The 24,441-nt window shown below is 38.6% G+C and carries 11 protein-coding genes; all 11 read left to right on the forward strand.

From position 1 onward, the window contains the following. The first annotated feature begins 18 nt into the window (after window positions 1–18). The 11 genes from LPB89_RS07530 to LPB89_RS07580 all read left to right on the forward strand — a co-directional run bounded on the left by LPB89_RS07530 (window position 19) and on the right by LPB89_RS07580 (window position 24,315). The gene (locus LPB89_RS07530; RefSeq protein WP_230701155.1) at window positions 19–4,047 is read left to right on the forward strand and encodes a two-component regulator propeller domain-containing protein; all 4,029 of its coding nucleotides are present in this window, start codon (window positions 19–21) and stop codon (window positions 4,045–4,047) included. A gap of 424 nt (window positions 4,048–4,471) precedes the next feature. Further along, the gene (locus tag LPB89_RS07535; protein WP_230701156.1) at window positions 4,472–6,061 is read left to right on the forward strand and encodes a glycoside hydrolase 43 family protein; all 1,590 of its coding nucleotides are present in this window, start codon (window positions 4,472–4,474) and stop codon (window positions 6,059–6,061) included. 59 nt (window positions 6,062–6,120) lie between these two features. Next, on the forward strand, window positions 6,121–7,497 hold the full coding sequence (locus LPB89_RS07540) for a glycoside hydrolase family 43 protein (protein ID WP_230701157.1): 1,377 nt from the start codon (window positions 6,121–6,123) through the stop codon (window positions 7,495–7,497). 664 nt (window positions 7,498–8,161) lie between these two features. Then, on the forward strand, window positions 8,162–11,353 hold the full coding sequence (locus tag LPB89_RS07545) for a TonB-dependent receptor (protein WP_230701158.1): 3,192 nt from the start codon (window positions 8,162–8,164) through the stop codon (window positions 11,351–11,353). Between the two features lie 17 nt (window positions 11,354–11,370). Continuing rightward, complete coding sequence (locus LPB89_RS07550) at window positions 11,371–12,957, forward strand: RagB/SusD family nutrient uptake outer membrane protein (protein ID WP_230701159.1); 1,587 nt, start codon at window positions 11,371–11,373, stop codon at window positions 12,955–12,957. A 19-nt stretch (window positions 12,958–12,976) separates the two neighbouring features. After that, window positions 12,977–14,203: a glycan-binding surface protein gene (locus LPB89_RS07555; protein WP_230701160.1), complete on the forward strand. Its 1,227-nt coding sequence runs from the start codon at window positions 12,977–12,979 to the stop codon at window positions 14,201–14,203. Between the two features lie 122 nt (window positions 14,204–14,325). Further along, complete coding sequence (locus tag LPB89_RS07560; protein WP_230701161.1) at window positions 14,326–15,792, forward strand: cellulase family glycosylhydrolase; 1,467 nt, start codon at window positions 14,326–14,328, stop codon at window positions 15,790–15,792. A gap of 174 nt (window positions 15,793–15,966) precedes the next feature. Next, window positions 15,967–17,982, forward strand: coding sequence for an NPCBM/NEW2 domain-containing protein (locus LPB89_RS07565; RefSeq protein ID WP_230701162.1), 2,016 nt, complete (start codon window positions 15,967–15,969; stop codon window positions 17,980–17,982). Window positions 17,983–18,126: 144 nt separating this feature from the next. After that, window positions 18,127–19,659 carry a glycoside hydrolase family 43 protein gene (locus LPB89_RS07570; RefSeq protein ID WP_230701163.1) on the forward strand — a complete coding sequence of 511 codons (1,533 nt, stop codon included), beginning with the start codon at window positions 18,127–18,129 and terminating at the stop codon, window positions 19,657–19,659. 129 nt (window positions 19,660–19,788) lie between these two features. Further along, the gene (locus tag LPB89_RS07575) at window positions 19,789–22,638 is read left to right on the forward strand and encodes an RICIN domain-containing protein (RefSeq protein WP_230701164.1); all 2,850 of its coding nucleotides are present in this window, start codon (window positions 19,789–19,791) and stop codon (window positions 22,636–22,638) included. A 48-nt stretch (window positions 22,639–22,686) separates the two neighbouring features. Beyond that, the gene (locus tag LPB89_RS07580; RefSeq protein ID WP_230701165.1) at window positions 22,687–24,315 is read left to right on the forward strand and encodes an alpha-L-fucosidase; all 1,629 of its coding nucleotides are present in this window, start codon (window positions 22,687–22,689) and stop codon (window positions 24,313–24,315) included. Window positions 24,316–24,441: the final 126 nt, after the last annotated feature.

Below are 24,441 nucleotides of genomic sequence, written 5' to 3' on the forward strand. Positions count from 1 at the left end.
TCTCTTTGACTATTTAGTATGAAAAAAAATATAAAACAAATCTGCATAACTGCTCTCATACTATTTTGGATCGTTTCTTTCCAAAATATTACAGGGCAGCAGTCCTGTGTTTTTCATCATTTAGAAACTACGCAAGGCCTTTCCAATAATAATGTGAAAACGTTTCTGCGAGATAGTTATGGTTTTCTTTGGATCGGTACGGAGTCTGGATTAAACAGATATGACGGATATGAATTTAAGGTGTATAAAATGCATTCCGGTGTGTCTAATACTTTGTTTTCAAATGATATACTTGAATTGCAGGAAGATGGTTTAGGTAATATCTGGATTGACTTCGGATATTCTTATATGGTTTATAAAAGAGATAAAGATTCCTTTTCAGACCCAAAATTATTGTTGCTTAATCTGGGTATAAAGCTGGATTTTAACGCTAAAGTTTTTATCGATAAAAATCGTAATCTGTGGGGAATAAACAAAAAAGAAATATTTTTTTATGATTTCAAGAAGAAGAAAACTTCTTTATTTCACTTAAAAACGGCTTTAAAGGATGAATTTTCCATTGCTGATAATGGTGAATTTCTTTACGGAATTCAATATAATTCAGGGGTATGCTGGAAGCTGAATAAACAATCGGGAGTTTTGAAGTTCATAGAATTACCGGACTATATTCAACAAAATGGTAATGGGATTAATGCTGTTAATATAATTTATACGGATAGTAATAAAGGTTTGTGGATTTGTTCGGATAAAAGCGAACAGGTTTTTTACAAAAAGAATTCAACTGAAGAGTGGAAAAGATTTGAATTGCCTTCGGGATTAAAAACGCAGGCCAATCATATAACAAGTATTATCGAAAATCAACCGGGACAGATCTGGATAGGAACAGACCACAAAGGATTGTTTATCTATGACAAGGGAAAAGATCGGTTTGAAAATATTGCAGCTGACCCATGGGTAGAGACTGGCCCATCATCCAATAGTGTAAAGTGCCTTTACAAAGACAACAACGAGACTATTTGGGTTGGATATACTAAAAAGGGACTATCCTATTATCATGAAAGTTTTCGGAATTTTATCAATTTCAGAAATCCCCAATGTTCCGATATCATGTCTGTAATGGAAGATCATCAGGGAAATATTTGGCTGGGAACCGATGGAAACGGACTATATATAAAAGATAAAAAATCAGAGGCAGTCAGGAAACTCCCGGTTCCGGATATTGCCATAATATATATACTGGAAGACAGTAAGAATCGTGTTTGGATTGGTACCTATCAAAAAGGACTTTTTTGTTATGAAAATGGCAAAATGATCCAGTATACCACAAAGAACAGCAAATTAAGCAGTAATAATGTTTGGAATCTGAAAGAAGACCGCTACGGAAATGTATGGATAGGTCCGCTGGGGGGAAAAATTCAGGTATTGCCAAAAGACTCGGAGAGTTTTAGTTCTCTGGTTACCCCATTTGATGATATTGTCTATGCGCTGGATATGTTTTATGATGGCGGTGACAAAATGTATTTTGGAACTGTAAATGGATTATTGGTAATTGATATTACCAATTATAAAAAGATTTCATATAATGGCAACAAGAAAGGAAATCAAACTTTCCCTCAGGATCAAATTTCAAATGTCTATAAGGATAAGCGCGGCCTTATATGGTTAGGCAGTAATGATGGACTGATTATCTGGAATCAAAAAAAGGATACGCTGCATTTTTTTAACAAAGAGAGTGGCTTGTGCGATAACCTGATTAAAGGCATAACAGAAGATAATTTCAATAATATCTGGGTAACAACAAGCAACGGGCTTTCAATACTTACAGTGAGGCCGACATCAAACGGAGAATTTTCTTTTTCAAGTAAAAATTACTCCGTCAAAGACGGCCTTATGAATAATTTTTTTAATGACCGCGCTTTTTGCAAATTGCAAAATAATGATATTGTCCTTGGTAATGTAGAAGGATATACCGTTTTGAACCCCAATAAAATGTATGAAAAAGATTCCTCTACATCCAAAGTTATATTTACTGAACTGACAGTTGGCAACAACATTATTCAGGTCGACTCTTATTATGATGGCCGCAAACTGCTCGACCATTCAATGCAATTAACTTCAGAATTAAACTTCAGGCATGATGATAGACTTATTTCCTTACAGTTTACAACAGGAAATTTATTAAATGCCGATAAGGTAAAATATGTTTATAAAATAGAAGGTTTTAATACACAATGGCTGCCAACCCAAAAAAATAAGATAGTGATATCTTCACTTCCAACGGGTAATTACAAACTTTTAATAAAAGCACGTAATGGTGATGGTGTCTGGAACAATATCCCTACACAATTAGCTATTAATGTAATGCCTCCTTTCTATTTTTCAATTTGGGCCTTTATCATATATGCCATTTTGATTATTGGCGCTCTAATATTTTTTGTTCGTAAGACAAAAGAAAAACATCAAATCAAACTGGAACAGCATCGTCTGCAAGTGGATCATGAGAAAGAAATGCATATTAATGAGATCAAGTTAAGGTTTTTTACCAATATTAGTCATGATTTGCGTACACCGCTAACGCTCATTATTACTCCTTTGCAGATTTTATTGAATGATGCAACGAGCGAAAGCATGAGAAAAAAATTAAGCGTTATGTATAAAAATGCACAACAGCTTATGACATTAATAAACTCACTGCTGGATTTTCATAAACTGGATGTTGGCGTAGAGAGACTGAATTTAAAATCGGGCGATTTTGTTCATTTTATTAATGAAATTTATATTTTATTTTGCGTTTATGCAGAAGAACGTCATATTAATTTGCTGTTACTGAGTGATATTGAAAGTTTAGAAATGTCCTTTGATCGCGATAAGATTCAGAAAATATTTTCAAATTTACTTTCAAATGCATTCAAATATACTTTAGACGGAGGTACCATAAAGATCCATATAAAAAAAGCCGGGGATAATGTCTCTGTTAGTGTTTCTGACACTGGCCGTGGGATTAGTAATAAAGAAAAAGAACATATTTTTGAACGTTTTTATCAGGCTCAGCAAGAAGAGGAGAAAACAGGAACAGGTATAGGATTGCATATTGTAGCCGAATATATTAACCTTCATGGAGGAACAGTAAATGTGACAGATAATGTTCCGCAAGGCAGTGTTTTTACCTTTCAGATTCCAATCAGAATGGCTGATTTAAATACGGACGAAGAAAATTTACCGGAAAATATTCCGGAAGAACTTCCTGTTGAGCAAGACGACGAAGCTTTTGCGATCACAAATAAAAAAATACTATTATTTGTAGATGACAATAATGATTTTTGTGAATTTATTAAAGATAATCTTGAAGATACCTATACCGTAATAACGGCTAATAATGGAGAAGAAGCACTGCAATTACTGCAAAAGTTTAATGTGACCATTATTGTCAGCGATGTAATGATGCCCGTTATGAATGGAATAGAACTTTGTAAAAAGATCAAAACAAATATCCATTGGTCTCATATCCCCGTTATTCTATTGACGGCACGTACTGCTGAAGAGCATATAGTAGAAGGCCTGGAACTTGGCGCGGATGATTATATAACCAAACCTTTTAATTTTAATTTGCTAAAACTACGCATTCAAAAATTTGTAGAATGGACAGAGAAAAGTCATGTCTCGTTTAGCCAGAAGTTAGATGTTTCCCCTTCAGAAATCACCATTACTTCACTGGATGAAGCGCTAATTGCAAAAGCTATTAAAATTGTAGAAGAACATATAAGTGATATTGAGTTTTCTGTTGAATCCCTTAGTATGGCTTTAGGCCTAAGCCGTGGCCATTTATACAAAAAATTGGTTGCCATTACCGGTAAAGGCCCAATAGAATTTATTAGAACAATACGACTGAAACGCGGACGTCAGCTTCTTGAAAAAAGCCAGATGCAGATTGCAGAAATAGCATATGAAGTAGGATTTAATTCGCCAAAAAGGTTCGCCAAATATTTTAAGGAAGAATTTGGTTTTTTACCTTCGGAATACCTTCGTATTTATAAACAAAAGCAGTAATAATTGTTGAGAGGAATTATTAAATGCCTGTCCTGAAAAAGTGAAGCAGGATTAAACAATAAATGCAAGTATAATTTTAGAGAGTAGTAAGCTTAGGTTTACTACTTTTTTTTTTTTGATACTTGCTTATGTTTTTAATCTGGTCGTTGAATTATCTTAATCGATATAATTTCATATAGGATTGATTTATAAATGTATTTGACCGTAGGTTTTTTATTTAATACAATCGATGCACTCTTGAGATACAAAAGGAAACGTTGTGAGGCATTGTTTTCTTGTTATTTTGTTTACTACTGAACTATCTATAAACTATTGACCCATTTTTAAACCCTGAGAAAAAACTACTCGTTGCTTTTGGCTTTTTATCTGGTAAAGCTTTTGGCAAAATCAAGTAAGTTTTATTCTCCCATTATTCTTGTATGCCATGAGAAAAAAAATTAAACTCATTTTATTCTTCCTTGTTTTGCTTGCTCAGGCCGTTGCTTTGGCGCAGGCCCGAAATCCAATAATTTTTGCCGATGTGCCTGATATGTCTATGATCAGGGTGGGTGCAACTTATTATATGAGCAGTACAACGATGCACATGACCCCTGGTGTGCCCATTATGAAATCGACCGATCTTGTCAATTGGAAAATTATCAACTATGCCTATGATACTTTGGCAGATCTGCCTGCGCTAAATTTGACAGAAGGAAAAAACATTTATAGCAGAGGTTCATGGGCAAGCAGTTTGCGCTATCACAATGGTATGTATTATGTAACCACTTTTGCACATGATATACCAGGTGAAACCTATATTTTTAAAACGAAGGATATAGAAAAAGGAAACTGGGAAAGAGTTTCTTTTAAGCCGTCCCTCCACGACCATTCCTTGTTTTTTGATGATGATGGCAAGGTGTACTTAATTTATGGCGCAGACAGACTTAAAATTGTGGAATTAAATGAGGATCTGACAGGAATTAAACAAGACGTTCCGGAGCGGGTGCTTATTGAAAACGCCAGTGCACCCACTGGAAAAGAAGTAGGCCTTGCAGCGGAAGGATCCCAATTATTTAAAGTAAATGGGAAATACTATTTGTTTAATATTTGTGCGCCACGCGGTGAAATGCGAACTGTAATTATACACAGGGCAGATAATATCAACGGTCCCTGGGAAGGAAAAGTAGGCTTACAGGATAGGGGAATTGCCCAGGGCGGATTGATAGACACTCCCGATGGACGTTGGTTTTCTTATCTCTTTCGGGATTTTGCTGCTGTTGGCCGCGTTCCTTATCTGGTTCCTGTTAAGTGGGAAGACGGTTGGCCTGTATTAGGAGAAAACGGAAAAGTACCGGAAATATTAGCCCTGCCGGCTAGTAAAGGTTTGATTCCGGGTTTAGTTGCTTCTGATGAATTCAACCGAAAAAAAGGACAAGCGGCACTGCCTTTAGTATGGCAATGGAATCATAATCCGGATAATTCGCTGTGGTCTGTAACGGAAAGAAAAGGATTCCTGCGCCTCAAAACAGGAAGAATCGACACTGATTTTCTTCAGGCCAGAAACACACTTACACAACGCACTATTGGTCCAGCCAGCTCAGCTACTGTTGCCGTGGATGTTTCCAAAATGAAAGATGGCGATTTTGCCGGATTATCAGCTTTCCAAAAAGAGTATGGATCAGTAGGGGTTAAAATTGACGGGAGTCAAAAGTCGATAGTAATGATCACTACTGATAATGATAAGCCTGTCGAAGTAAAGCGAGTCCCATTGGATCAGGAACAAATTTACTTCAGAATCGATTGTGATTTTACTGGTATGAAAGATGAAGCTAGTAACCTTTACGCTCTGAATGGTAAAGATGAAGCTAATTTCTTTTACAGTCTTGATGGAAAAGTTTGGAAACCGATAGGCAGACCTTTAAAGATGAAATATAGTATTCCGCATTTTATGGGCTATCGTTTTGGCTTATTTAATTATGCCACAAAAGAAACAGGCGGTTATGCTGATTTTGATTGGTTCAGAATTAAAGACTAAAATAAATAATGACTCACTATCCAACCGAACAGAGAATTTGTATTAACTAAACAACCAAAATGAAACATACCTGTAAACTTATAGCAACACTTATAACAATTTTAAATTGTTGGATTGGTGAAGCACAAAACCCTATTGTGCAGACCAATTATACGGCAGATCCGGCGCCAATGGTACACAACGGGACAGTGTATCTGTATACAAGCCATGATGAAGACGATGCCAATGCCGATGGCAAAGGTTTTAAAATGCTCAACTGGTCACTTTACAGTTCAACCGATATGGTCAATTGGACCGATCATGGAATAGTTGCTTCTCTAAAAGATTTTAATTGGGCAAAGCAGGATAATGGTGCCTGGGCAGTTCAGTGTATTGAACGAAAGGGTAAATTTTATTTATATTGCCCCATGCATGGAGGAGGTATAGGGGTTTTGGTTTCAGATAGTCCGTATGGTCCATTTAAAGACCCTATCGGAAAGAAGCTTATCAATTCCAATAATGTTTGGAATGATATCGATCCTACTCCATTTATTGATAAGGATGGCCAGGCGTATTTGTATTGGGGAAATCCGGGCTTGTTTTACGTAAAGCTGAATAAGGACATGATATCTTATTTAGGTGAAGTGCAACAAATACCCAACACTCCGGAATCTTTTGGAAAACGTGAAGGAGAAAAAAATGAAATAAGACCTACCACTTATGAGGAAGGGCCATGGCTGTATAAACGCAATAGTCTGTATTATTTATTTTTTGCCGCAGGGCCAATACCGGAACATATTGGTTATTCAACCAGTAAAACTATAACAGGCCCCTGGAAATATCAGGGTGTTGTTATGCCTGTACAAGGAAGTTCTTTTACCAATCATCCCGGCATAATTGATTTTAAGGGGCAGCCCTATTTTTTTTATCACAATAGTGCATTGCCCGGAGGTGGTGGATTTACTCGTTCAGTTTGTGTCGAAGAAGCCAGATTTAATAAAGATGGTTCGATCGTGCAAATGAATATGACGGAAGGTGTTAAACAGAGTTTAAGTCCATTGAATCCTTACCTTAAAACCGAAGCGGAAACCATTGCCTGGTCGGAAGGGGTGAAGTCAATGAAAGATGATGTATCCGGCATTTTTATTACCGCTAAATACAATGACGCTTTTACCAAAGTAAGAGAGGTGGATTTCGGTAAAAAAGGGGCTTCGAAATTTACGACAAGAATTGGCACTACGCCGAACGGAAATGTTTCAATGGAGATACGATTGGATAGTAAAGATGGTGACTTACTTGGAACCGTAAATGTACCAATGACGGAAACCAATAACAAATGGACATTGCAAACAATTGATGTTAATAAAGTTTCCGGAATTCACGATTTGTATTTTGTTTTTAAAGGAAAAGCCACGACTGATATACTGTACTTTGATTATTGGAAATTCTTAAAATAATTTTTAAAAAAAAACAGCAATCTGTTAAACACAATATTGTCATTTCGCAGAGGAGAAATCACACTAGTAGTTCCGTCTTGCTGCATCCATTCAGTACGTCGCTCTCTGGATGTGATTTACTTCGTCTGTTCGCTATGCTCAAGTCTCCTCTTTGGAATGACAAACCTTTCCGATTTCGCACCTTTGCGAGAGATGTATTCAAATATAGATAACGATCGCTAAAGTTACCGCTACAACTAATCTGATAGCAAATGAAAGCATCCTTTGTTTATCATAAACTACATTCCTTACAATTGCCCTTTCTTCAAAAATCTATAAAGTTTTATTCACGCCAAAGAATTATCGAGTGTGCATTTAATGTTAAAAACGGGGCGTAGCCATAATTTATACAAAAAAACCGCTCCTTATTAAAATGATAATTTATTACGACAATAAATATTAAAACGTAATAAATAATGGTAATTTTTTATTGTAATCTGATTTTCGCAACAATTGATACCGTTTTTTGATACAAAATGAGCCGTCGTTTAGGTTTGCATTATTGTTAATTTGTTTCCAGTAAATCTAAAATGTATCCAATGAAATAGTGATGAGATTATTTCCGCTTAAACATTTTTCATTTACAAATAACCACTTTAACTAACTAACCAAAACCATTTTAATTATGAATGAAAAGCATGTAATTCAATGCTTTGTAAAAGCAAAGAAACTCTTAAGAAAATATACCCTACTGGTGCTGTTTTTTTCTTTTAGTCTGGCATCAGCCCAAAATTCTGATGTAAAAATTACAGGTACTGTAGTAGAGGAGACAGAGGGTAAACCACTTTTTGGTGTCAATATTAATCTCAAAGGAGCTAAAACTGGTGTATCTACCAATTTGGACGGTTCATTTTCTATTGATGCTAAAATTGGAGAAACACTTGTTGTCAGTTATCTTGGTTATGTAAACCGGGAAGTAAAAATTACGGGCAGCCAATTAAAGATAAGTATCAAAGAAGACCGAAAAGCACTTGATGAGGTGGTCGTAATTGGCTACGGTAAGTCAAAAAGAAAAGATCTGACCGGGGCAATATCTTCGATATCGGGACAAGACCTTATGAAAACGCGTCCCACAACAATCGACCAGGCTTTGCAGGGTAAAGTAGCCGGGGTAGTAGTGCAGCAGACTTCCGGTCAACCGGGAGGAGGAGTCAATATACAGATACGAGGTTTGTCTTCTTTTGGTGGCAGCTCACCCTTATATGTAATTGATGGCGTTATAATAGGTCAAAACTTTGACGGAGGTAACGGTACAAATCCCTTATCCACAATTAACCCTTCGGATATTCAATCTATAGATGTATTAAAAGATGCATCGGCAACAGCAATTTATGGTTCACAGGCTACTAATGGTGTAATTGTCATTACCACTAAAAGAGGAAGTGAAGGAGCTCCAAAAATCACCTATGAATTTTCAACCGGATATCAGGAACTCATCAAGCAATATCCCACTATGAATTTAAGGGAATATGCTACGTTTATTAACGACAGGGCAGCTGTTTGGGGTTTTGATAAAAGGCCGGAATTTGCTAATGCACAGTATTTAGGTGAGGGTACAAACTGGCAGGATGAATTATTCAGAAAGGCTCCTGTAGTGAGTCATATGTTAACTTTAAGCGGTGGTAATGATAAAACACAGTATTTATTATCGGGATCTTTATTTAATCAGGAAGGTATAGCATTGGGATCTAAATTTTCGAGAGCATCGATAAGGTTAAATTTGGATAACAAAACTACCGACTGGTTAAAAATAGGGACTAGTTTACAGTTAACCCATATTGATGAGAATGTAAATTCAACAGGTTCAAATGTTATTGCAGAGGCATTAGCTCAAACACCGGATATTCCTGTAAAAAATCCTGATGGTAGTTATGCAGGAGAAGAAAGTACTGAAGGATGGATTAATAAACGTGTAAATCCTTATGCTCTTGCACTTGTTAATAAAAATAATCCTAAAAGGAATCAGCTTTTTGCTAATTTTTATGCTGATATAGCATTTACAAAGGATTTATCATTTAGAAATGAGGTATCAGGGAATTTTTCATTTAAGACAGAGGATAGATATAGTCCTACTTACAAGTTTGGATTAGCAGAGAGATTAGTGAATGACGCCTATTATTCCTATAGTCAGGATTATTTTACCACTTTTAGAAGTTTCTTAACCTATGCTAAAGTGTTTAAAAGCAAATATAATGTTAATATACTGGCAGGACATGAGGCACAGTTGTCTCAGTATGAAGATGTTTCCGCAGCAAGAAGAAATTTCATTTCGAACGATATTACTAATATTGGCAGCGGCGATGCGCTAACAGCAACCAATGGCGGAATTAAAAGAGAGAGTGCGCAGGAATCTTATTTTGGGCGTGTAAATTTTATTTACGACGATAAATATTTGTTTACCGCAAATGCGCGTGCAGACGGTACTTCAAAATTTGCGCCAGAGAACCGCTGGGTAACCACTTATTCAGGAGCATTTGCCTGGAAATTAAATAATGAGAAATTTTTAAAGGGTTCAAAAATAGTCAATGAATTAAAATTAAGGGCTGGTTATGGTCTTACTAATAATCAAAATGCCGGAAATAATGCTAATTTAACTTTATTAACTTCAACTCAAAATGGTTTATCTGGTAATGCACAAGTTACTTCTAACTTAGGAAACCCTGATCTTGAATGGGAAAAAACAGAATATAGCAATGTTGGAATGGACGCATCACTTTTTGGCTGGAAACTTAATCTTTCAGTTGATGTTTATAATCGTCTGACAGACGGACTGCTGATACAAATTCCTTTACCATTGTATTCAGGAACAGCTACCGGGTATTCTCCAGGATCAATTGCAGCTCCATTTATAAATGTAGGAACAGTTAGAAACAGAGGGATAGATCTTCATTTGAGTTCAAGAAATATAACCCGAAGTGGAGATGATTTTAACTGGACTACCGATTTTACGTTATCACACAATCAAAATAAGGTATTAAAATTAAATACAGACGGGGCTACATTGCCTGGATTCTATGGAGGTGAAGTAGTGGCTCAAACCCGCGTAGGTGGATCTATTGGTGATTTTTACGGCTATAAAGTAGATGGGATATTTGCAACGGCGAAGGATTTTGAAACACATGCTTTGCCTACAGATACAAATGGTGCGGTTTTGCCAATTACGCCAAACTCTGGAGGCGTATGGTATGGAGACCTAAAATTTAAAGATTTAAACGGGGATGGTGTAATTACAGAAAAGGACAGAACTTATTTAGGTTCTCCTATTCCGGATTTTCAATTAGGCCTTGGTAATACCTTTAGCTATAAAGGTTTTGATCTGAACATTTTCTTTAGTGCTACTTTGGGTAATGAAGTTGTAAATGGTATGAGGATTACCGGAGAAAACCCTTTGACACATGATACTTTTCTAAAATCATTAAATGATCATGCAGATTTGGCTTTAATTAATCCAAATGGTTCGGCTTCAGATGTCAACAACGTATATGTAACCAATCCAAACACTACAATTATTGGACTTAGAAATAATGATAGCAACAGAAATAATCGTTTCTCTGATAAGTATGTAGAGAATGGATCTTTCCTCAGATGTAAAAACATGACTATGGGGTATACATTTTCAAATGAGTTGGTGCAAAAAATACACATAAGCTCTTTGCGTATGTATGTTAATGTCAGTAATCCTTTTGTTATTACAAATTATAAAGGAATGGATCCGGAAGTGGGTTCATGGAATCCATTAGCAGCAGGAATTGATAATGGTTTTTATCCACAAGCCCGATCATTTACTTTGGGAATTAACGTAGGATTAACTAAATAAAATTAAACTTAACAGATATGAAATCAATTTATAAAATAACTATTTTAACCCTGTTGGGAATACTGGTTTTGACTGGTTGCCAGGATGATTTTCTGGATCGTCCTGCACTGTCAGAGACAAACACTGAAAATTTTTATAAGACAAAACAAGAAATAAGGTTAGCTACGGCGGGACTTTATGGTGGTAAAGTATGGGGGCAATGGCATAATCAGGCATATCTTCCATTAGGAGATATTTTAAGCGGAAACCTTCTTCTAGCATACCAGGGTACAGATCTGGTGCAGCTTAATACTTTTACACTTTCAGGATCTAATGGACGTTTAACAACCGGCTGGACAGCACTATATATTATAGTGGCACACTGTAACAGCACAATTAAGGGTATTAATGAAAATACGCCGGCAACAATTGCTGCAGCAGATAAAAATGCCGGAATAGCAGAAGCAAGATTTATACGTGCCATGGCATACTATCATCTTGCAATGTTGTGGGGAGAAGTGCCAATTATTGAAGATAATACGAAGTTGATACAATCACCTTTGGTAAATAAAAATAAAACAGCAGATGTCTACCGATTTATTACTGAAGATTTAACCTTTGCTGCTGAAAATCTTCCTGCAACTGATGGAAAAGGCAGAGTAACCAGCTGGTCAGCGAAGGGAATGTTAAGTAAAGTATATTTAACTATGTCCGGATTAGGCCAGCTTGGAGGTGATCGTAATCAGGAATATTTAAACAAGGCAAAACTGTATGCAAAGGATGTAGTCGAAAACAGTGGTTTAGTTTTGCTTCCAAGTTATTATGATCTTTTTAAAACACAATTCAATGATAACCCTGAATCATTATTTGCATTGCAATGGTCTAGTATCTCTAGTGGATGGAATGAAGGCAATCAATTGTTGACATACTCGCCAAGTAATGATATTAATCCACAAAAATCATCAGCCTGGGGATCTCCGTCACCTAGTTATGATCTGTATTTAGCTTATACGAAGCAGGATTCTATAAGACGTAAAGCGAGTATTATGCTGACAGGTGACCATTATGCCGAATTAAATGCTGCTGGAGGTGGTTATACTGCCGGCGCACCAGGTATGAAAAAGCATATTATTGGTAATGAAGTAGATAATAATTCACCTGCAATGACACCTACATCCTCTATAGAGCATAATTCATTATTAAGATTGGCAGATATTTATTTAATATATGCGGAGGCAATCCTTGGTAATGATGCATCTACAAGTAATCCTGATGCGTTATTGTATTTTAATAAGGTAAGAACACGTGCAGGTGTTGATCCGGTAACAGTACTTAATACAGATATTATTTTAAAAGAAAGAAGGGTTGAGTTTGCTTGTGAAGGACAATATTGGTATGATTTGGTAAGACTTTCTTATTATAATCCTCAAAAAGCAGTTGACCTTCTTAGTAATCAACAAAGAGTTCCATTTGATTATAATGCTGATACCGAAGTAGCTAAACCTAATGATCCTATTGGACCCATTTCTCCTGCTACCTTCTCCACTTTTACTTTACAGCTGCCTACAGTAGAGGTAATTGCTAATCCTAAATTGAACGAACCAGCAGTATCTTATTATAAATAGTGATAAAAAATATATAATTATGAAAAAATTATTAATTAATCGTGTTAATCATTTGTTTTTTTTTAGCATGATGCTGATTATTATAATGCTAACATCTTGTAATAATGATGATGATTCAAATGGTACTCCTGTTATCACAGAAGTAAGGAATTATGCAGCCGCTCCTAATGATACTCTTGTAAATAAATTGGTACCGGGTCAGTGGGTAGTCCTTAAAGGTTCAAATTTAAAAAATGCTGTTAAGATAACCTTCAATGGTGTAGCAGCTCAGTTCGATGGAGGATTATTTTCGGATACTTATGCTGTTGTACAGATTCCGTTTGTAATTCCTTTTCCTTCAGTTCCTCAAAATCAATTAAATACTATTGAGGTGGCTAATGCAAGTGGTTCTACAATTTTCAATATTGATATCATTGCCGGACCACCTTCGCTTGCTGCTATTTCAAACGAAAATCCGGTTGAAGGTGAGATTGTTACTGTATTTGGAACCAATTTATTCCTTATAAGCGAACTCAGTTTTGGAGGGGTGGCAATAACCGATTATATAACAAAAGATGATGGAACTGCAATTAGCTTTCCAGTTTCTACTATTACAAGCGGACCCTTAAAAATAACTACAGCATCAGGTAAAATTCTTACAACATTTAATGTTAATGATCTTACGACAGGCATACTTTGCAATTTTGATACTATCGGCAGTATGGCATGGGGTACATCGACTAGTAATAATGATCCCGATTTCCCCGGTAATCATGGATGGTATCCTATTTTAGACACTGGTATTCTTAATGCTGGTGACGGAGTCTGGTGGGGAAGCAGTCGAAGCATTAACATAGAAAATGGATCAGAATGGGTTTCAGCAACTGATTTAGATTTAGATATAGATCAATTTGTGCTTAAGTTTGAACTTAATGTTCCCGGAGATTGGAATGGCGTATCAATGTTTATTATTAGAGATTACAATTGGGATTTTTTAGCGCGTTTTGAGCCATGGAAACTTTCAGAAACTAAAACAGCTAATTTCACTACAAAAGGAAAATGGGTAACAGTAACAATTCCATTGACTGAATTTCGTACAAAAAAGGATGGTATAGACGGCACGGGTAATTCGGCAACAAGTCTAGCTGAATTATTTGGTACAAAAAAGAAAACTATAAATTTCCTTACTATCAATACAACTGACAAAGCAACAGTAACTGGTCTTCGTGCAGGGATTGATAATATCAGGGTTGTGAAAATCAAATAATCAAAATCTTTTAATTCAATAAACAAATTAAAAGGTAAAAATAAAGACCTGCAGCCATTTCATGAAAGTTAAATTTTTCTGCAGGTCTTAAATAAAAAAATAGTAATTCTAAAAAAGAAAAAATGAAACATAAACATTTTTATAAAATTGTACTGCTGCTGATCATTACTGTATTTTCAGCATCTTGTTCTAAAGATGGGGATGAAGCTCCACAGCTAACGGTTTCAGCAAAAACGGTTTCTTTTGAACCGGACGGAGGTACATCAGAAGATATCACCATTGAAGCCAACAGTGCGTGGAGTGTTAGCAATTCGGCAGCATCATGGTTGCAATTAACCAAAACAAGCGGCAGTAGTGGAGCTACTGTAACAAAATTTACAGCTTTAAGTAATGAAACCGGATTTACCCGCTCTATTGTGCTAACTATTGAAGCGGAAAATGGTCAGGCCAGAAGAATTACAATTATACAAAAAGGTAATTTATATCCAACCTATAATTTATCGCCTAAAGCTCCCGATGCAACCGATATGAGCAGTACAGCGATGCAATTGTCTGCAAAAATGCATTTGGGAATAAATTTTGGCAATACCATGGAAGCACCAACCGAAGCTGAGTGGGTGAATAGTAAAATTACCGAATCGTATGTGAAATTTGTAAAAGAATTAGGTTTCAATTCTGTAAGGATTCCATGTGGCTGGGTTTGGACCCATTTAAGCGATCCGACAAAAGCAAAAATTGACCCTGCGTGGCTTAACCGCGTGAGAGAAGTTGTTAAATTGTGTGTAGATAATGATATGTATGTAATACTAAATGCTCACGCGGATAATGGCTGGCTAGATAATAATATCACTAAGGCAAAGCAAGAGTCCATTAATGCAATGCAAAAGGCGATTTGGGAACAGATTGCTACAACCATGCGTGATTTTGATGAGCACCTTATATTTGCCGGTGCAAATGAACCTCCGGCTGAAAATGCCGAGCAGATGGCCATACTTAATAGTTACTACGAAACATTCATCAAGGCAGTTCGCGCTACCGGAGGCAAAAACAGTTACAGGGTGCTGGTGGTGCAGGGACCTAGAACTGATGCTTCTTTAACTTATGATCTGATGAATACGATGCCAACAGACAATATTCCCAACAAATTGATGGTTGAGGTACATAACTACACACCTTCTTTATTTACGATAGTAACTGATGCAGATGTAAGTTGGGGTAAGATGATTTATTACTGGGGCGCTGGGAATCATTCTACTATTGAGCCGGAACGCAACGCCACTTTTGGAGAAGAGGATGTGATTGATTCTGAATTCCAAAAGATGAAACAAAAATTTGTTGATAAAGGTATCCCTGTAATGCTGGGCGAGTATGCAACATGGAGAAGAACTCCCGGTCTGGGCAAACCTGTTCCTAAGGATATGGATATGCACAACAAATCTGTGGATTATTGGTCATATTATGTAACGAAACAGGCCAAAGCGAATGGTATTGTGCCATTCTGGTGGGAGATAGGTTTTATGTTAGACAGAGCTAATAATAAGGTAAAAGACCAGGCTATGTTAGATGCCATCATTAAAGGAGGTAAGTAAAAAGTAAGACACTATAATTAAATAAAATACAGTTTTGCAGGTATCATGTATTGTTACCATTAAGCAGGCCTGAATTTAAAAAATCTGTGACTTTTAGAAGTCACAGATTTATTTATAAAGAATTCTCAATGAAACAATGGATTTAAAATTTATTGATTCTTAAAAAAACAAAAAATGAAACTTAAACATTTTTATAAAATTATTTTACTGCTGATCGTTAGCGGTACTGTTTCCGCACAAACGGTTTGGTTAGATGAACTGGATCTCAGCGCAGCTTCACAGGGCTGGGGCATGCCTAAAAAAAACAGGACGGTTGATGACAACATTATGACCATCGCAGGCAAAACCTTTGAGCGTGGCTTCGGCACACACGCAGAAAGCTCTCTTTTTATTCAGCTCGATGGTAAGGCAAATTCGTTTACCGCACAGGTTGGTATTGATGATGAGGTGAAAGGGCGTCAGCCCGCCGTAGAGTTTATTGTATACGGCGATGGAGCGAAGCTTTGGGCCAGTGGTGTCATGCATGAAGATGATGCTGCCCGGCTGTGTAGTGTGAAACTTTCGGGTGTGAAACAGCTTGAGCTGCGGGTAACAGACGCAGGAGACGGTGGCAGCGATCATGCCAACTGGGCTGATGCCAAATTTGAGGCGGCAGGGGTATCAACTTTTGCTACTTTTTATCCTGTCCCAGATGAGCCCTACATTCTTACCCCTAAACCATCTGCAAAACCGAAGATCAATAGCGCAAGCGTTTTCGGTGTCCGTCCGGGATCTCCGTTTCAGTTCAGGATACCTGCCACCGGAGACCGTCCAATGACTTTTCAGGTTACCGGCTTGCCTCAGGGACTAAAGCTGGATCAAAAAACAGGATTTATCACCGGTAAGCTTGAAAAAGCCGGCACATATGTTATTCAGTTGAAGGCAAAGAATGCGAAAGGGATAGCCGAAAAAAGTTTACGTATTAGCTGTGGTGATAAAATTGCACTTACCCCGCCAATGGGCTGGAATAGCTGGAATTGTTTCGCTCATGAAGTTTCCGGTGAAAAAGTTAAGCGTGCTGCGGAAGCAATAGTGAAAACCGGACTTATAAATTACGGATGGAATTATATAAATATTGACGACTACTGGCAAAATAACCGCGATTCGACAGATCCTTCCCTGCAAGGTAAGCTGCGTGACGAGGCTGGTACTATAGTTCCTAATAAAAGGTTTGGAGATATGAAAGCCCTGACAGACTATGTGCATGGTCTCGGTTTGAAGATTGGCATCTATTCAAGTCCTGGTCCGTGGACCTGTGGTGGCTGTGCCGGTAGTTATGGTCATGAGAAGCAGGATGCCGAAACCTATGCCAAATGGGGGTTTGATTATCTGAAATACGATTGGTGCAGCTATGGGGGAGCGCTAAATGGACTACCTGATAACGACCCAAACAAAGTAATCTCCATCTCTTACAATGGCGGTTATCAATTGTCTACCGCCGTCAAACCATACAAATTAATGGGAGAGTATATCCGTCAGCAGCCCCGTGACATTGTTTTCAGCCTGTGTCAGTACGGAATGTCGGATGTTTGGAAATGGGGTGATTCGGTAGGAGGAAACAGCTGGCGTACAACGAATGATATATTGGACACCTGGTCCAACGTTAAAGCCATTGCACTAGCGCAGGATCAGTCTGCAGCCTTCGCTAAACCCGGTAACTGGAACGATGCGGACATGCTGGTTGTAGGAACTGTCGGATGGGGTAACCTCCATCCGACCAGGCTTAAACCAGATGAGCAGTATCTTCACGTCAGTCTGTGGAGTCTTTTCTCTACTCCGCTGCTACTGGGTTGTGATCTGGAAAAGCTGGATGACTTTACCCTAAACTTATTGACAAACGACGAAGTAATTGCTGTGAATCAGGATGCTCTTGGCAAACAGGCTGCCTGTGTTCAGACTATCGGAGATTTACGCATTTATGTAAAAGAACTGGAGGATGGCAGTCGTGCAGTAGGCTTTTGCAATTTCGGTCTGGAGAAAGTGGATATCTCGTACAAGGAGCTGAAAAAGCTTGGTATTTCAGGAAAGCAAAAGGTGCGGGATTTATGGCGCCAAAAAGATATTACAACAATCGATTCAAACAACGAGGCTCTTTCGGTGAAGGTTCCGATGCATGGAGTGGTGCTGTACAAATTAATACCGGTTAAATAGTAAGATACGATTTCTTACCGGAGCTCGATTTTATAAGTAAAAAGGGTGCTGGGAATCGACGAAGAGACGCCAGTGATATGATAATTAATTAATTGAAATTGACCCTTAACGGGTATCCGTTTTTGGGATAAAATAAAAAAAAGCATGTTTAGAAAAAAAGTATTGTTAAGTACAGTCGCTGTTATGGCTTTTCTGGGAAGTCCAGAATTCGTGGAAGCTCAGACTAATACAGGTAAACCGAAAGTGGTTAAGGAAAACCTGGAAGAAAAATTCGCAAATGTTTCGCCGAAACTTACCTCGGATAATGCTAATCCGTTATTAGATTTTATGTTTACGGCCGACCCCACAGCGGTAGAATACAATGGAAGAATTTATGTGTATGCCACAAATGATCATCAACAGTATGAGCACGCAGGAAAGGAAGGGAAAAATTCATACGAGCACATCCATACACTGGTCATGATGTCTACCGATGATATGGTCAACTGGACTTATCATGGTCTCATAGATACAGCAAAGCTGGCACCGTGGAGTCAGAATTCCTGGGCACCTTCCATTACATCCAGACTGGAGGCCGATGGTAAAACGCACTTCTACCTGTATTACTCCAATAGTGGTGTTGGTTCAGCAGTCCTTACTTCTACCTCTCCGGTTGGTCCGTGGAGTGACCCGTTGGGAAAGAATATAGTCGATCGCTCTGTCCCGGGAGTAGATTGCGAAGCTCCGTTTGATCCCGGAGTTGTAATTGACGACAAAGGTACAGGCTGGCTGGCTTTTGGAGGTGGAACGCCTAAAACGAAATATATGCCGGACAATTCCAGAATCGTCAAATTAGGAGCAGATATGATCAGTTTGGCGAGCACTGTTGCTAACATACCCGCTCCTTATTTTTTCGAGGCCAGCGACCTTAACTTTATCAATGGAACCTGGGCCTACACTTATAATACAAGTTGGGAACAGCGTACTGAATGGCCTTATACAAATAAAGATAAACCAACCCAATGCAGCATGTCCTATATGACGACTAAAACACCATTAGATCCTGATAGCTGGACATATCGCGATAATTACTTTAAGAATACCGGCGACGTTAATGTGGGGCCTTTGACAAACAATCACACGCACCTGTTCAAGTTTAAGGACAAATATTATATTGCTTACCATGCCATGTATTTACAGGATTATTTTGGCACTAAGGGAGGTTTTCGTAATGTGGGCATCGAAGAAATGCAGGTAGATGAAGAAAATGTGAATATCTCCATGGGTAAAGCAACTTTTAAAGGGCCGTCACAAATTAATCCATTAAATCCATTTGTTCTTCAACAGGCAGAAACCACCGGAGGTACTTCGGGGCAGGTTCAGTTCGAAGCCGTTGGTGATGTGGGTAATATGGCTGCCAAAGGAAAAGCGGATAAGCAGTGTATAATGGTTCGAGGAGCCGATTTCAGCAAACAGCTTCCTGCCAAATTCGAGGCCAGGGTGAAGGGAAAAGGCAAAATTGATATTTATGTAAATAATCTTAAAGGTAAAGCTGTTGCTTCCCTTATTTGTGATGGGAAGGAATGGACTACACTCTCAAAGAAAATAGAACAGAAAATAGATAAAGGAACAGGGAATATCTATTTTGTATTTAACGGAGAAGGTTTTTTGTTTGATGAATGGAAATTCACTTATTAATACCATTGTTGGTTTAACCAACGGCACTTAATTAGCCTCATGCTTAATTGTTGGTTGATAACAATAAGACCAATAGATCATAAAGGTTTTGAGTTCAGGATTCAGATGTACAATTAAAAAATATTAAATATGAAAAATGATATAAAAAAATTCTTTCTATACCTTACTTTGGTGTTTAGCCCAATGGTAACAAACGCTCAGACTTATACATTGAAAAACGCACCCATCGGCGGTGGCGGATTTGTGACAGGAATCATTAACCACCAAACATCAGGTGATAAGTATTGCCGGACGGATGTGGGCGGAGCCTACCGCTGGGATGCAGCCGGCAATAAATGGATTCAGCTACTCGACTGGCTCAACGAGTCTGAAAGTGGATTTGTTGGCGTGGACGCTTTAGCGCTTGATCCGCAGAATGCCAATAACGTTTACATGCTTTGTGGCACCGAGTATATGAGCAATGGAAGAACGGCTATATTGAAATCTACTGACAAAGGAAATACTTTTACGTATACGGATGTTACGGCTAAATTTAAAACACATGGAAATGGGAATGGACGCGGGAACGGAGAACGTCTTGCCGTAGATCCTCATAACAGCAATATATTATTCTGCGGAACCAGAGCCAACGGATTATGGAAGAGTACAGATGGCGGCGTTAGCTGGAACCAGGCGTGGAGCGGTGTCACCACCACTTCCAATGGAAACGGGATATGTTTTGTCCAATTTGATCCTTCAGGCAGCGTAGTAAGTGGGGCGACTCAAACTATTTACATTGGAGTTTCCCGCACAGGCAGTGCGAATATTTATAAAAGTACCAACGGTGGGGCTACTTTTACAGACATTTCACCAACAACTAGTTTTATGCCGCATCGGGTTGCTTTACAGGGAACTACCATGTATGCCACCTATGCGGATGGTGCAGGTCCGGCACTCGAGGGAGATGGAAAGTTATATAAACTGAACACATCCACAGGGAACTGGACGAATGTGACACCCGTTCATTCGAAGGATTATGCATACGGAGGTGTCAGTATAGACCCTAATAATGTTAATAGGGTAGTGATTTCGACTTGCGGCATGTATTGGAACAACCAGTACGGCGGTGGCTGGGGAGACTTTGTTTTCCTCTCTACCGATGGAGGATCGACATGGACCCTTAAGAATGGACCTAATGCCACTTATAACAATAACGGCATGGCATGGACAGGCGATGGTGCAGTTAACTGGATGGACTGTGTTGTTTTTGACCCTGCTAATCCTTCAATAGTACAGGTAATAGGCGGTGGAGGGGTATATACCTGTTCTGATATTGCAGCTGCGAATCCTTCCTGGAAGTGTGATGTGATCGGAATTGAAGAGACTGCATTTCTCGACGGGATAAGTGTACCCGGAGGACCATTTATTTCCTCTTTCGGAGACGTATGTGGTTTTGTACATGATCCGCTGACTTCTTTTCCATCAGCAAAACTTTCTCCTACAGATGGAAATAACCAGAGCATTGCTTACGCTGCCGGCAATACAAACAAAATAGTAAGGGCTTCGAGTGGGGGAAGTGTTATTTACTATTCTGTGAACAAGGGGACTACATGGACGGCTTCGGCTACTAATATGGGTCCGAACGGTAGGGTAGCCATCAGCGCTGATGGAGGCACGATCCTCCACCGCCCCGGGGGTTCCACAACTACCTATTATACCACCAATAATGGAGGAAGCTGGTCCGGTTGTTCAGGTGTGTCGTCTTCAGACGCCGTTCCGGTAGCCGACCAGGTAAATTTAAATTACTTCTATATCTATAATCCGGCGAACGGACAGCTGCTGACAAGTTCCAATAAGGGAGTCAGCTTTTCAGTAGCAGGTACTCCCGGCACCAATACAATTCCGCCCTGGGAAACAACAACACTGATCCGCTCGGTGCCTGGCTTAGAAGGACATATTTGGGTGCCTCTTGGCGGCAATGGATTAAAATATTCGACCAACTATGGAGCGGCTTATACAACTGTTGCCAATGTAACATATTGCAAAACTATCGGAATAGGAAAAGCAATGTCCGGCGCAAGCTATCCTACTATTTTCATCTGGGGAACAGTGTCGGGTGTCAATGGTCTTTTCAGATCAGCAGACCAGGGTGCTACATGGCTCAGAATCAATGATGATGCCCATGAGTTTGGAGGTACATCATTGCTTATCGGAGACATGAATGTTGCCGGAAGAGTATACATGGGTGCTGCAGGAGGAAGAGGTCTAATTTACTGGGATCCTTCGGAATCTTCAGCTTCCTACGTTACTTTAGCCAATAGAGGTACCAATTTGCTGATGGATGGGATGTACAGGTCTGACAATGGTTCCAATGCGGGACAATACGCCAGCAGCGGCGCTACGGCACAACAATGGTCGATTGAAACAGTTGGAAACTATGTAATGTTGAAGAATCGTGCTTCAGGATTGTATCTTGATGGCATGTACAGAAATTCCAATGGTTCCGTAGTAGGGCAATATAGTTTTAGTGCTACAGACGCACAATACTGGACACGCGAAACAGCAGGCAGCTATGTTAAGTTTAAAAACAAAGCCACAGGTCTGTATCTCGATGGAATGGGGACTACCACTAATGGTGCTGATTTATTTCAATGGAGCCAGAGCAGCAGTTTTAATCAGGAATGGTCAATAAATATAACAGGAAGCCAAAATTTAAAAACGAATTCGTTCTCTCAGGATATTTCAGAGGATTCAGGGTTTTCGATAGCGTTTTATCCAAATCCGTTTAGTACTGAATTTAAGATTGAAGCAACAAAATCGAATGAACCAATTCGTGCCAGCATTTTTGATGTTACAGGAAAAAAAGTACAGGAAGCAGTATCCTCTCCGCAATTAAAGCAATTGTTAATGGGGGGGTTATTACAACCCGGATTATACATAGTGAAGGTTGAAGGAGTAAACTCAAATTTCTCAAAATCATTTAAGATTCTTAAAAAATAGATCTGTTTATTGAGATTTGAAAAAATTATAAATAAAAGAGATATGAAAATGAACCGGTTTATAGTGGCTTGCATCCTGTTTTCGCATTTTTTGACAGCTCAGGAAAAGTACCTATCCCCAATCAGGGAAGGTAATGAACCTGTTGCTGCCGGAAAGTTTGCATCAACTTGGCAATCCCTGCAGCAATATAAAACACCTGAATGGTTCCGTAATGCCAAGTTTGGGATATGGGCGCATTGGGGACCACAGTGCCAGCCGGAACAAGGAGACTGGTTTGGGAGATTCATGTATAATGAGGGGGGTGACCAATATAAATGGTTTGTTGAACATTACGGGCATCCCTCCAAAGTTGGATTCAAGGAAGTCATTAAGGATTGGAGAGCTGAAAATTGGGATCCGGATAAACTTGTAGCATTATACAAACGTGCGGGAGCCCAGTATTTCTTTGCAATGGCCAATCATCATGATAACCTGGATTTGTGGGATAGCAAATATCAGGAGTGGAACTCGGTACGCGTGGGACCTAAGAAAGATATTATTACCGGCTGGTCAAAAGCAGCAAAAAAATATAATCTTCCATTCGGACTTAGTGTACACGCTTCACATGCCTGGACGTGGTTTGAAACCGCCCAGCGTTCAGATAAGACCGGAGCATTAGCGGGAGTTCCCTACGATGGAAAGCTCACCAAAGCAGATGGTAAAGGAACATGGTGGGAAGGACTTGATCCTGCGGAACTTTATGCCCAAAACCATCCTATGAGCAAGGGAAGTGAAAAAGATCTGTATGCCTTATGGAATCAGTGGGACTGGAGCAATGAAGCAGCAGTACCTTCACAGGAGTACTGCGAAAAATTCTATAACCGAACTATAGATCTTATCCATAAATACAATCCGGATTTGCTTTATTTTGATGATGTTGCACTTCCTCTTTATCCGGTAAGTGATGCGGGACTCAAAATTGCAGCTGATTATTATAATCATAATATGGCAACCCATAATGAAAAGCTGGAAGCCGTGTTATTTGGAAAAATATTAACCGATGAACAAAAAAAATGCATGGTATGGGATGTAGAGCGAGGGGCACCCGATACCGTCCAAAACCTCCCATGGCAAACCTGCACCTGCATTGGTGACTGGCATTACAGTAAGTCCGTTTATGAAAATAACGGCTATAAATCTGCCGCTACAGTAATTCATATGTTGGTTGATATTGTCAGTAAAAATGGCAACCTGCTGCTTAATATTCCGGTCAGGGGAGACGGCACAATCGATGATAAGGAGGTGGCAATTCTTGAAAAAATAGCGGCCTGGATGGATGTCAATAAAGAAAGCATTTTTGATACGCGTCCATGGAAATACTTTGGTGAGGGACCTGCTTCAGAATCGGTAAAAACCGCTGACAACAAAAGTTTTAATGAAGGAAAAATAAAGTTATCGGCTAAAGACATCCGCTACAATCAAAACGGAAAAATTATTTACGCCACCCTTTTAGGAATACCTTCGGATAACATTTGCTTAAAATCATTGGGCAAGAATAAAAATAAAGATAAAATTAAAAGTATACAGATACTGGGAAGTAAAGAGAAACTTTCATGGAAGCAATATGCGGACTCACTGGTAATTATAAAGCCTAAGATTATTCCGAATGATATTGCAGTAGTGCTTAAGATAAAATAGGCAGAGAGATTGTACAGCTTTATTTATTGATAAATAAAAGGTTTTATAATTTAAGTAACTAGTATCTAATCAGTAGAATAATAATTTTAAAAAATGCAAAAATCAAATAAACGTTACTGTAAAACA

This window comes from Flavobacterium sp. ENC (assembly GCF_020991415.1).
GTDB lineage: Bacteria > Bacteroidota > Bacteroidia > Flavobacteriales > Flavobacteriaceae > Flavobacterium.